The organism is Sinorhizobium sp., from assembly GCF_059070375.1.
Genome location: NZ_JCACWC010000003.1, coordinates 2,730,014 through 2,742,765 on the forward strand (window position 1 = coordinate 2,730,014; position 12,752 = coordinate 2,742,765).

At 62.4% G+C, this 12,752-nt stretch carries 10 protein-coding genes; all 10 read right to left on the minus strand.

Going from position 1 to position 12,752, the window contains the following annotated elements; translation table 11 throughout:
• Window positions 1–88 precede the first annotated feature (88 nt).
• Window positions 89–1,129: an NAD(P)-dependent alcohol dehydrogenase gene (locus AC5J09_RS25210; protein ID WP_100671941.1), complete on the minus strand. Its 1,041-nt coding sequence runs from the start codon at window positions 1,127–1,129 to the stop codon at window positions 89–91.
• Window positions 1,130–1,388: 259 nt separating this feature from the next.
• Entirely contained in the window at window positions 1,389–2,849 is a 1,461-nt protein-coding gene (locus tag AC5J09_RS25215; protein ID WP_494298800.1) for a M20 family metallopeptidase, read from the minus strand.
• Between the two features lie 163 nt (window positions 2,850–3,012).
• On the minus strand, window positions 3,013–4,557 hold the full coding sequence (locus AC5J09_RS25220) for an ABC transporter substrate-binding protein (protein ID WP_494298801.1): 1,545 nt from the start codon (window positions 4,555–4,557) through the stop codon (window positions 3,013–3,015).
• Between the two features lie 23 nt (window positions 4,558–4,580).
• Complete coding sequence (locus AC5J09_RS25225; protein ID WP_324762208.1) at window positions 4,581–5,444, minus strand: serine hydrolase; 864 nt, start codon at window positions 5,442–5,444, stop codon at window positions 4,581–4,583.
• 1 nt (window position 5,445) lies between these two features.
• The gene (locus AC5J09_RS25230) at window positions 5,446–7,074 is read right to left on the minus strand and encodes a dipeptide ABC transporter ATP-binding protein (RefSeq protein WP_494298802.1); all 1,629 of its coding nucleotides are present in this window, start codon (window positions 7,072–7,074) and stop codon (window positions 5,446–5,448) included.
• Window positions 7,071–7,889, minus strand: a complete 819-nt coding sequence (locus AC5J09_RS25235) for an ABC transporter permease (RefSeq protein ID WP_494298803.1) — start codon at window positions 7,887–7,889, stop codon at window positions 7,071–7,073. Before AC5J09_RS25235 ends, AC5J09_RS25230 begins: the two co-directional genes overlap by 4 nt.
• Complete coding sequence (locus tag AC5J09_RS25240) at window positions 7,886–8,830, minus strand: ABC transporter permease (RefSeq protein WP_018095808.1); 945 nt, start codon at window positions 8,828–8,830, stop codon at window positions 7,886–7,888. Before AC5J09_RS25240 ends, AC5J09_RS25235 begins: the two co-directional genes overlap by 4 nt.
• Before the next feature lie 179 nt (window positions 8,831–9,009).
• Window positions 9,010–9,915: a LysR family transcriptional regulator gene (locus AC5J09_RS25245; RefSeq protein ID WP_100671947.1), complete on the minus strand. Its 906-nt coding sequence runs from the start codon at window positions 9,913–9,915 to the stop codon at window positions 9,010–9,012.
• Between the two features lie 264 nt (window positions 9,916–10,179).
• Window positions 10,180–11,229, minus strand: coding sequence for an ABC transporter permease (locus AC5J09_RS25250; RefSeq protein ID WP_494298804.1), 1,050 nt, complete (start codon window positions 11,227–11,229; stop codon window positions 10,180–10,182).
• A 9-nt stretch (window positions 11,230–11,238) separates the two neighbouring features.
• A complete protein-coding gene (locus AC5J09_RS25255; protein WP_494298805.1) occupies window positions 11,239–12,723 on the minus strand; it encodes a sugar ABC transporter ATP-binding protein in 1,485 nt (494 codons plus the stop codon).
• Window positions 12,724–12,752 lie beyond the last annotated feature (29 nt).

Consider the following 12,752-nt stretch of genomic DNA (forward strand, 5'->3'; position numbering starts at 1 on the left):
GAATGTGCGAGGGAAGAGTCAACCTGTGACGCCGACCAGCTTTACCCCGGCACGTCGCCCGCGTTCGGAAGAGCCGCGCCACGGGCTCTTACGCCGGCATTTCGATCTGTATCTTCACGTCCGTGGGGCGCGCCTCGACGGCGCGGTCGAAGGCGGCGATACTCTCGTCGAACGGAATGGTAGCAGAGATCAGCGGTTTCAAATCGACCTTGCCGGAGGCGATCAGTTCGATGGCGCGGTCGTAGACATTCGCATAGCGGAACACCGTCTCGATCCGCAGTTCCTTGGCCTGCATACCGACGATGTCGAAGGGGACGGGGTCGACGGGCATGCCGACGAGCACGACGGTTCCGCCAGGACGCGCAAGACCCGGAAGAGCAAGGATTGCGGGTGCGGCCCCGGAGCACTCGAAGACCACATCCGCCCCCCAGCCGCCCGTCGCCTCCGCGAGAGCCTCGGATGCCGCCTGCTGGCGGACATTGATTGTCTCTATCCCCTCATAGGCGCCGATGACATCCAGTTTCGGCTGCGCGAGGTCAGCCACATAGACTTTGGAGCATCCCCCCGCGAGCGCGGCCAGTGCCGTCATCATGCCGATCGGGCCGGCCCCCATGACGACGCCGACATCCCCCGGCTTGATGCCCGCGCGAAGGGCGGCCTGCACGCCGATGGCGAACGGCTCGACCATCGCCCCTTCCGCGAAGGACACGTGGTCGGGGAGGCGATAGGTGAAGGCCGCCGGATGAACGACCTCGGGCGTCAGGCATCCATGGACCGGCGGCGTGGCCCAGAACCGTACGGACGGATCGACATTGTAGATGCCGAGCTTGGACGACCGGGAGGAGAGGTCCGGAATTCCGGGCTCCATGCAGACACGGTCACCCTTCTTCAGATGCCGGACTTCCGAGCCGACCTCCAGGACGACGCCCGCGGCCTCGTGACCCAGTATCATCGGTTCGTTGACGACAAAGGGCCCGATCTTTCCATGGGTATAATAGTGGACATCGGAGCCACAAACGCCGACGGTGCGGATTCCGATCAGCACGTCGGCGGGCGACAGATCCCGCCTGACCGGAATGTCGCGCAGCGACAATTGTCCCTTCTTTTCAAGTACAAGCGCTTTTGCCACTACCCGTTCTCCTCGTACAATAAGTTGCCGTTTACTGCCCTGGATCGAGATGGTTTTTGGACCCGTGCCGCCTCTGCAGCAATTCCGGAAGACCCGCGCAGCGATTTCCGTCAGCAATTCCATCAAGTCAGAAGAGCTAGTGTGTTTTTGCGATTCGATGAAGAGAAGAACGCCCGGCGAAGCTTATTTGCCGATGCAGAACATCTCACGAGGTGGTGGGGACGGTCGACCCCTGACGGAAGGATCGAAACCGAAACCATCATCGGACCGATGGATCATGAAAATGCGACCCCGGCATGACATCGGCCGGGATGGGGCAGACATAGGATTTCCCGTCCGTCTTCTCCAGCCATTCCGCCCTGGCGGCGGCAAGCAGGTCCGGCGAAGTCATCAGCGACAGACCCGTCGTGGCGAGCGTCTTGGCGGCATGCGCCATGGCCTTGTGGGCGATCGGGCTTTTGCCCTGCGCAACGACCTGCCAGGTATGCGGGTTGGTGCCGATCGCCCATGCCGGCGCCCAGCACTGCGCCGTCGGCGTCACCCAACTGACATCGCCGACATCGGTCGAGCCGGCACGGAAGTGTGAATGGCCTTCGAATTCGCGCAGGCCGAGATGCAGTGGTGACGATCCATCGACATCGGCGTTGGAGAAGACGTCGCGCTTCATCTGGTAGAGGCGGATGCTGCTTTTGATTGCCTCTTGCGAGAACGTCTCCTGAATGGATCTGGCGAATGCGACGTCGGCCTCGTCGAAGGCGATCGGGCCGAGCGCCACCATATTGTCATGCATGGCGGTCTCGAGCGTGATATTGGGCAGGAGGTTGGTCGAGGCCGTATCGAAGACGATTTCCACCTCCGTCTCGGTCATCATGGCTGCGCCACGCGCCACCTTCTCGACGCGGCTGGCGAGATCCAGCGCCTGAGGCATTTCCGGCGCGCGGATCAGGTAGAGCACTTCGGCGTTCGCCTGCACGACATTCGCCGCCCTGCCCCCGGTATCGGTGATTGCATAGTGCACCCGGCAATCCGGCGGCATGTGCTCGCGCAGAAAGTTGACGCCGACATTCATGAGTTCGACAGCGTCGAGTGCCGAACGGCCGAGATGGGCTGCGTTCGCGGCGTGCGCGGCCACGCCCTTGAAGCGGTAGATATATTCGAGAACGGCAAGATTGTTGGTGGAGCGCACTCCGTTGAACGGTGCCGGATGCCAGGTAAGCGCAGCGTCGACGTCGTCGAACAGGCCGGCACGCACCATGAAGGTCTTCCCGGAGCCGCCCTCCTCGCCGGGACAGCCGTAATAGCGCACCGTCCCGGGCAGATTGTGGGCCTTCAGATGCCGGGCGAGTGCGATTGCCGCCATCAGCGAACCGACGCCGAGCAGGTTATGGCCGCAGCCATGGCCACTGGCGCCTTCGACAAGCGGCTTCGCCTCGGCGATCCCGGCCGTCTGGCTCATGCTGGCGAGTGCATCGAATTCCCCCAGAAAGGCAATCACCGGCTTGCCGCTGCCGGACTCGCCGATGAAGGCCGTGCCCATGCCCGCCACGCCGCGCCGAACGGAAAAATCATTGTCTTCGAGAGCCTTGGCAAGCAGCCCGGCCGAGCGTTGCTCCTCGAATTTCAGCTCGGCGAAATCCCAGATGCTGTCGCTCAAGCGGGTAAACTCCGGTTTCATCGATTCGATCGCCGTGGCGATCGAGATCACGTCCTTTCGGTTCATGGCATGTCCTCGTATTTCGAAGGGCGGGCGCAGGAGATCGCCCCGGCGCCTGCAGCGCTGCGCGTCTCTTCAGACACGCAAAGGTCGCTTCGCCGGGTCGGTCCGATGGGTGATGGATTGGCCGGGTCGGTGTTCTGCCGCCCGGCGCAGGCGATCAGGGGGCTCAGTCGGCGACCGACACTTCCCAAAGGCGGGCGTTCGACTGCCAGACCGGCTGGCCCTTCAGCTTCCTGGTCGCGCCCCAGACATCGACCATGTCATAAAGGAAGATGCCCGGCATTTCCTTCAGCATGAGCTCGTGGAACTCGTCGAAGATCTTCTGGCGCTTGCCCTGATCAGCCTCGGCATAGGCTGCGTTCATCAGTTCTATAGCCTTCGGATCGTCCCACATCAGGGAAGCGTTCTCGTCCTTGTCGCCAACGTAGAAGGAATACATCAGGGCGGGGTCGAGACGCGGCGCGACCGACTGCGAAATGACCTGGTAATTGCCGGAACGGCGGCGGTCGACCTGAGTTGCGTAATCCAGAACCTCGATCTGTACGTTGAGGCCGGCCTGCTGCATCATCGCCTGCGCCATGACGGCGGCCGGGAAGCTCGGCACATTGCCGCGCTTGTTGGCGATGATCGAGATCGGCTCGCCGTTGTAGCCCGCATCCGCCAGCTCCTTCTTGGCGGCCTCGATGTCATAGGGAAGACGCTTCTTCTGCGTTTCGCTGAAATAGACCGAGTCCTGCGACACCATCGAGCCGTTCGCCTCGCCCGTGCCGTTGGAGGCCGCAGCAACGAGCTGATCCAGATCGAGCGCCATCGCCATGGCGCGGCGCACGCCCGGATTGCTCAGGACCTTGTCGCGGGTCTGAATGTAGAAGAGGTTCTTGCCGTTATTGCGCGCGACGATCAATTGCATCGTTTCGCTCGACTGGAATTCGGGAATGAGATCCGGCGAGATTTCCGCCGTGTCGAGCACACCGGATTCCAGACCTGCCTTCACGGTCGAGGCATCCGGAATGACCATGAACTTGACACCGTCTGCAAGGGGCCGCTTCGAACCGACCATGCCATCCGGCTTTCCTTCGTTTGCCGGCGATACATAATCCGGGAATTTCTCGAGATGGATGTACTCGCCTTTCTTCCATTCCCCCCACATGAAGGGGCCGGTCCCGATCGGCTGGACGAAGCTGCCGTCGGCAGCGACGGATTCAGGCGAAATCATGCCGGTAAAGCCGCATTCGGGACGCGACATCAGGCCAAGGAAAACGGCCGACCGCTTTGCGAGCGTGATCTCGACGGTTGCCGCATCTGTGGCCTTGACGCCGGCGACAGGCGCGGCCCCGCCTTCTGCGAAATCTTTCAGGCAGGTCCATTTCGTCTCGGGCTTGAGGTAGCGCGTCCAGTTCCACACCACGTCGTCGGCCGTCATCGGTTTGCCGTTGTGGAATTTCACGTCGGTGCGCAGCTTGAACGTATAGGTCAGCCCATCGGCCGACATCTCGAAGCTCTTGGCTAGGAGCGGCTTCACTTCGCCGACATTGTTGTAGCCGACGAGGCCTTCGACGATGTGCAGGATGATGCTGTCGGTATTGCCATCGCGGTTGACGCCCGGATTGTTGCTGCGCAGATCGGAGCTCTGCGCGATCGTGATGTCGCGTGCTGCTGCCATATTGGCCGTGGCGAGCAGTGCGGCGCCCGCAAGAAGAAGCTTTTTCATTGTTCTACCCTCTTTATTGATCGTTATGAGTGGAATCCGTCCCAGCAGGCACGCGAGAGCCTGCCGATCGTCTCGAGCGCCATCGTGTAACCCGGTGTGCCGTCCGGCATGACCTGCGGCACTTCGTCGGTATAGGCGGAGATGATGTAGAAGGGGGCGCCATCGCGATAGACGATGCCGGCATTCATGCGGCCGCGCTTGCCCGTGCCGCCCTTGTGCGCAACCACCGTGCCGAACGGCAGGCGCGACGGAATGGCATAGCGCAGGATCTGGTTCTTCAGCGTCTGCAAGGCATAGGCGCACAACTGCGGCGATGTGCCGAGCTTCGCGATCGCGTCGGGAGAGGTCTGCGCGTCCAGGATCGTCTGCAACAGGAAGGCCTGGTCGCGGGCTGTCGTGGTCGTGACCGAGGTAAGCGAATGGTCCGGCGGCAGGGCCAGCGGCGGAATGAGGAAGCGATGATGCGTACCGTGCATGCCGATCGATTTGCAGTAGCTGTCCACTTCCTCCAGCGTCAGACGCTCGAACACCATCTTGGTGCAGACATTGTCGCTCAGCACCATCATACCGGTTATCGCGTCGCGCAACGAAATCACGATCCCGGGCGTCAGATACCGGAACATGCCGCTCGCGACTTCCTCGGCAAAGCGGGCTTCGTAAGTGATGGGCTCGTCGAGATCCAGCCGCCCCTCGTGCACCGCCTTCAGCGCCGCCATCATGATCGAGGTCTTGCGCGTGCTGGCAGAAGGCGTTTCCTCGTCGGCCCCGCGTTCGATCGTCTCTCCGGTCCTGAGGTTGCGCACAACGAAGCGTGTCACGAAAGGCTGCGCCTCGCAGATCTCCGCAAGCCTTTCCTTCACCGGGCCAGAATCGGTTAGCCTATCCACATCAATTCTCCAGACGCCATTTGAGTGTCACGCCGCCCTTTTCGTTCTGGTCGAGGGCGGGAATGGCCGAGAGAAGCCGGCGCGTATAGGCTTCCTTCGGACTGTCGAAGATCGTGTCGCGGTCTCCCTCCTCGATAATCCGGCCGTCCTGCATGACGACGACGCGGTCGGCCACTTGTTCGACGACGCCGAGGTCGTGACTGATGAACAGGCAGGAAAAGCCGTAGCGTTTCTGCAGATCCGAGAAGAGATCGAGGACCTGCGCCCTGACCGTCACGTCGAGCGCGGATACCGGTTCGTCCGCGATCAGGAAGCGCGGCCGCCGCGCGATCGCACGCGCAATGGCGACGCGTTGGCGCTGACCTCCGGAGAGTTCGTGCGCATAGCGGCCGGCATAGTCGACCCCGAGGCCGACTTCCTCCAGCGTTTCCAGGGTACGCTTGCGCTTGGCCTTGCCATCGAGGCCCGGGACCAGCCTCAGCGCCTCCTCGACCAGCGCGTCGATGGTCATGCGCGGATCGAGCGATGAATAGGGATCCTGGAACACCATCTGGCAGTTGAGCCGATAATCGGTCCAGTTTTCGGTGCGTGGCCGTCCCTGGAATTGGATGCGGCCCTCGCTTTCCGTGACGAGACCGGCAATGGTTCGGCCGAGCGTCGTCTTGCCGGAACCGGAACCGCCGACGAGTGCCACGACCTCGCCCTCGTGAATGTCGATGCTGACGCCATGCAGCGCGCGCTTCGGCCTGTTCTTCCTGAACAGCGACTTTCGGCCTGCATAGTCCACGATGATATCGCGGGCCGAGATCATGGGTACCCTCGTCATGTCGATCTGGCGCGGCCGGCCGCGGAAGGGCAGCGAGGAGAGGAGCTTCTTTGTGTAGGGGTGCTGCGGTGCCTTGAGCAGGTCCTCGGTCCGGCCCTGTTCCACGATCGAGCCCTTTTCCATCACGACGATACGGCTCGTGTAGCGCGCCACCATCGGAAGATCGTGGCTGATCAGCAAAACGGCCGTACCTTCCGCCCGCGTCAGTTCCACCATCAGTTCCATCACGTCGCGCTGGATGACGGCATCGAGTGCAGTGGTCGGCTCATCGGCAATCAGCAGCGACGGCTTCAAGAGCATGACGGAGGCGAGCATGATGCGCTGGCGCATGCCGCCCGAAAACTCGTGCGGATAGGAGGCAAGCGCCCCCTCCGGATCGCGGATTCCGACCCGCTTCAACATGTCGAGGATGAGGGTGCGTCGCTCCTGCGCCGAGGCCTTGGTGTGCAGGATGAGGCCTTCCTCCAGCTGCCGGCCGATCGTCATCGACGGGTTGAGCGAGGTCATCGGCTCCTGGAAGACGACGCCGATCTCTGCGCCGCGCAGATGGCGAAGCTCATTTTCCTTCATCTTCAGCACGTCGCGGCCCCTGTAGGACACCGACCCGCCGGCGACCTTGATGGTCGGCGGCAGCAGCGAGATCAGAGCTCGGGTCGCCAGCGTCTTGCCGGAGCCGCTTTCGCCGACGATGCCGAAGATCTCGCCCGGCGCGAGGTCGAAGGAGACCGACTTGACGACCTGATGGCCGGTTCTTGCGACTTCAAGCGAAAGGCCGCAGACGGTGAGAAGCTTGTCCATCGTCATTTCAGGCCCCTCATGCGCGGGTCGAGCCGGTCGCGGAGCGCGTCGCCCAGAAGATTGATGCCAAGCAGCGTCAGCGCGATGCACAGGCCGGGGAACAATCCGAGCCATGCGGCCTGCTGGAGGAATGGCCGCCCGGCCGCCAGCATGTTGCCCCAGGTCGGCGCCGGCGGCGGCACGCCGAGGCCCAGAAACGAGAGCGCGCTTTCCGACAGGATGGCCCAGCCGAACATGGAGGTGGCGAGAACCGTGATCGGCGCCACGCAATTCGGCAGGATATGGCGCAACATCGTATAAAGTTCGCCATTGCCCATCACGCGCGAGGCCTCGATGAACTCCCGCTCCCTCAGCGAAAGCACGGCGCCGCGCACGACGCGCGCCATGGAAGGCGTATAGGCGATGCCGAGCGCGAAAATGATGCCGTACTGGTTGGCGCCGAAGACGGCGAGCAGCCCGAGCGCCAGCAATATGCCGGGAAAAGCGAGAAGCGCGTTGTTGACAGCCATGATGATGCCGTCCACCCAGCCGCGCGCATAACCGCTGGTGAGGCCGATGAGCGTCCCGCAGATAGTGGCGAAGCCGACGGTGAGCGCGCCGATCCACACGCTGGCTCGGGCGCCGACCATCAGGCGGCTCAAGACGTCCCGGCCGAATTCGTCGGTGCCGAGCAGATGCGCGCTGCCGGGAGCTGCAAGCCGCGCGGTGAAGGAGAGTTTCATCGGGTCGAACGGTGTCCAGAAAAGACCGACGGCAGCGGTGACGATCAGGATGGCGGTCAGGATGCCGCCGATCAGTCCGTTGAGGGTGAACTTTTTCATTCGGCGACAACACGCGGATCGAAGAGAGGGTAGAGAAGGTCGACGACGAGGTTGACCAGCACATAGGAGAGCGAAACGAACAGAAGGCATCCCTGGATGACCGGGTAGTCGCGCGCGAAAATGCTGTCCACCATCAGTCGGCCGAGCCCCGGAATGGTGAAGACCGTCTCGATGACGGCAATGCCGCCCAGCAGATTGCCCAGGATGAGACCGATCATCGTCCAGGTCGGACCGAAGGCGTTCTTGAACGCATGGCGCCAGAGCACGGCGCTTTCCGACAGCCCTTTCGCACGGGCGTGGGTAATGTAATCGAGACGCAGCACTTCCAACGTTGAGGCACGCGCCATGCGGATCAGCACTCCCGCTTCATGGATGACCAGCGTCACGACGGGCAGGACGAGATAGAGCAGACCGGCGGTCAGATTGTCGCCGATCGAGACATAGCCCAGAACAGGCAGCCAGCCGAGTTCAAGCCCGAAAAGCAACAGCAGTAGCAAGCCGAGCCAGAAGGTCGGGATGGACAGAAGAACCGTTGCCGTTCCAACCAGAGCCAGGTCCGTCAGGCTGTTCTGACGCCACGCGGCAATTACGCCGGCCGGTACGGCAATCAGGCTTGCCAGAAGCACGGCGACGACCACGATCTCCGCACTCACCAGAAAGCGCGAAACGACCAGCGGCAGCACGGCCTCGTCATTGACGATCGAGCGGCCGAAATCGCCTCGCAGCACATCGCCGGCCCAGATCAGGAATTGCTGGGGCATGGACTTGTCGAGACCGAGCTCCACGCGCATTGCTGCGATCTGATCGGGCTGAGCCATGTCCCCCAGCATCAACGCGGCGGGGTCACCGGGAATGAAGCGGATCAGTGCAAAGACCGCCACGGCGACAAGCACGATCGTCGGAATCGCCATCATCAGACGGCTCAGGATAAAGCGTAGCATCGGTTCCCCACGATTGATGGTCGAGTTGAAATCGAGCCATCATCGGTTTCTTCGGCCCAGACTATGCGGGAATGAGGAATGCTGCGCAATATTATGCATATTCGTCATAGCCTTATGCGGGCTTTGGAAGATTGCGGAGCAATGGAACGGAGGGCTTAAAAAGAGCCAATATTTTGCTTTTATTGATCTTCTTGCGAAAGCCGGATCTGCTTCTTCAGGGCGTCGCTGAGCGCCTGGGCGGCGATGGAGAGCGGAACTCCGGCGGCACGCACCAATCCGAATTCCTGTGTCGCGCGAGGCACGAACGGCCGGTATACGACGGGCAAGTGACGGTAGAGATTCGCATAGAAGCTGCTGATGATCGACACGCCCAGTCCATGCGCGACATAGGAACACGCCGAACTGTTGGTGTGGGTTTCGATCTTGACCATCTGCTTTACCCCCGCCCGCTGAAAGGCCTGGTCGAGCGCCATGCGGTTCGGCCGTTGCCGACCAATCAGGATCAGCGGCACGTTTCTCAAATGCTTGATGGTGATCTCGGGCAGTTCGGCAAGCGAGTGATCCTTCGGAACGACGCAGACGCTTTCACCGGTCGCAACCTTGTCGATCGCAATGCCCGGCCCCGTTTCACCTTCGATCCGTAAAAAACCGAGGTCGATCACGCGTTCCTCGACCAGTTTGGTGATCGCCGTGGTCGTCTCGAAGAACGTTTCGATGCGAACGCCGGGAAAATCCCTGACATAATCGATCAACATGGCGGGTGCGAAATTTTCCCACATGCTGCTCGGCAGCCCGATGCGGACGATCTCCGGCCCGGAGGAGCCGTTGCGAAGGTCCTCCGCATGGCCGGACATGCGCTCGATGGCCAGCAGGACGTTTTGCGCATCACGCCCAAGAACCGTCGCCTCCGGAGTCGGAATCAACCGGCCCTTGTCGCGGGCGAATAGCGTGATGGCCAAATCGCTTTCAAGCTGCTGCAGCATGCGGCTCACTCCCGACTGGCTGAGACCCATGGCCTTCGCGGTTGCGATGGTCGATCCGGTTGCAAGGAGTGTCCGCAGGACTTCCAGTTGCTTGATGTTCATGGGGTCAACACCTTCGATGGCGGCATGTTCGTCCCGGCCAGCCGGAAATGCCCTGCTGGAAGGCCGGCGGTATCTTCGACAGAGGAAGCTCTTCGCCGCCGACAAAGCAATAGGTGACCGCCAGATAGAGCGTTTCACTGTGTCATTTAAAGACTGAAACGCTCTGTCGCTTTGAATCTAGGCATGTCCCGACGGAAAACCGCGCACTCTTTCCCGCCTCCGCTCTATTGCAGCGCCGGGCTCGAGGCTTGCTCTTCATGGACCTCAAACGCGGGTCATGCTGCGACGGCGCCATTGGTCGAAGATCACCACGACCACGATGACGACGCCCTGCGCGATGCGCTGCCAGAACGGGCTGACATCGAGCAGGTTGAGGCCGTTACCGAGCACGCCGATGATGGCCGCGCCGATGATCGATCCCCACACACCGCCTTCGCCGCCGAAGAGATTGGTGCCGCCGATGACGACGGAGGCGATGGAACGCAGCTCCTCGCCATCCGCCATAAGCGCATTGGCGGAGTTGAGGCGCCCGACCAGGATGATACCCGCGATCGCCGCCAGCAGGCCGGAAATGGCATAGGTCGTGATCTTGGTCCGGGAAATGCTGATGCCGGACGAATGGGCGGCCGCACGGTTGCCGCCGACGGCATAGATCGCTCGCCCGAGCGCGGTGTAGCGAAGCACGTACCAGCCGGCAGCCGCGCAGAGGAGAGCGATGAGCGCGCTCACCGGCACGCCGAAGAGCTGGCCGCCGCCGACCCAGATCAGGCTTTCGGGAAGTTGCCGGCCGGCATTGAAGGAGGGGACGGGCAGGCCGTCGGTGACCAGCAGCGCCGCGCCGCGGAACGCCGTCATCGTGCCGAGCGTCGCGATGAAATCCGGGATCTTGAACTTGGAGATGAGCCAGCCGTTGAGCGCACCGGCGCCCATGCCGATCAGGATCCCGATGAGGATCGCCGCCGGCGGCGGCACGAAGCCGAAATCGATACCGAACAGCACGAGCGGCTGCGTGAGCAGGACGGCGGTTATCGAGGCGGAAAGCGCCGCAATGGCCGCGACCGAAAGATCTATGCCGCCCGTCAGGATAACGAATGTCTGCCCGACCGCGAGAATGGCGACGAATGCGGACTGCCGCGCCACGTTGGAAAGGTTGTCGAACGTCAGGAAGTTGGATGTGGCAAAGGCGAGATAGGCCATCAGCAGGACCAGGGCGATCAGCGGACCAGCCTGGAAGACGACCGCCTTCAACTTCGCCTTACGGGCACCAGCCGCACCGGCCGGGATGTCCGGATTCTTTTCCGCACGCATATCCATTCCCACTCCCTAGCTTGCATACCGCAGCAGGTTCTGCTGCGATATCTCTTCCCTTGGCAGCTCCGCCGAGAGGCGTCCGCTCCGCATGACCAGCACGCGGTCCGCCATGCCGATCAGTTCGTTGAGCTCCGAAGAGATCATCAGAATTGACGCGCCTTCCGACACCAGCCGGCTCATCACCGCGAACACTTCTGCCTTGGCGCCGACGTCGATGCCGCGGGTCGGCTCGTCGAAAATCAGGATCCGCGCGCCGCTCGACATCCACCGCGCCAGAATGACCTTCTGCTGGTTGCCGCCGCTGAAGAAGAACAGCTTGTGCGTGGTCGACGCCGGACGGATGCGCAGATCGGAAATGTAGCGGCTGCCCTCCTCGCGCTCGCGCGTAAGATCGAGGCGCGACAGAAGCGACTTCCCGGAAAGCCAGGAGAGGCTGAGATTGGGACCGACCGGCTGCATCGGCACGAGGCTCTGCCGGCGGTCGCGCGAGATCAAGCCGAGGCCGGCCGCGATCGCGTCCGAGGAATGCCGGAAGTCCGCACGCTTGCCCCCGACCTCGATCGAGCCGGTCTTGACCGACTGCAAGCCGAACAGGGCGTTGGCAATCTCGGCCTGTCCCGCGCCCATAAGCCCGTAGATGCCGAGAATTTCGCCGCGGCGGAGGATGAAGGAAAGATCCTTGAGCGTGCGGCCGGAGGCGAGGTTTTCGACGGCCAGCACGGGCGCCCCGAGTTCCACCGTTTCCTTGGGAAACTGTTCTTCCAGCCTGCGGCCGACCATCAGCCTGATCACCGTCGCCTCGTCCGCCTTGTCGGCGGGCAGCGTCTCCACGACGAGGCCGTCGCGCAGCACCGTCACGCGATCGGCGATCATCGGAATTTCCGAGAGATGATGGGAAATGTAGATGATGCCGTGACCGCGTTGTTTCAGGCGACGAATGACATCGAAGAGCCGGCTGCGCTCATTATCCGAGAGTGCCGAGGTGGGCTCATCGAGCAGAAGGATGCGCGGGCCGCGCTCCAGGACGCGGGTAATCTCGATCAATTGCTGCTCGGCCACTTCGAGGGTGCGCACTTCGGCCGTCGGGTCGATGGAAACGCCGAGCGCCTCGAGTGCGCGGCGCGCATCCTCGTAGGCCTTGCCCCAGTCTATCCTGCCGAAAGCCTTGCGAGGCATCCGGCCGAGCAGGATGTTTTCGGCGACGCTGAGCGCCGGGATAAGACTCAGTTCCTGATGCACGAGGCCGATGCCGAGTTCCGTGGCAAGCGTCGGCGTCAGCGCCGAAACCTTCCGGCCACCCACCACGATTGCCCCGCCCGTCGGCGCATGCTCGCCGGCGAGAATCTTCATCAACGTCGACTTGCCCGCGCCGTTTTCGCCGAGAAGCACCTGCACCTCGCCCGCGCGCACCTCGAGCGAGATCGACTTCAATGCCACGACACCGGGGAAGCGCTTCTCGATATTCTCGAACTTCAGAAGGATTTCGTGTTGATCCATGCCCCACAACTACCGCTAGGAACTGGCAC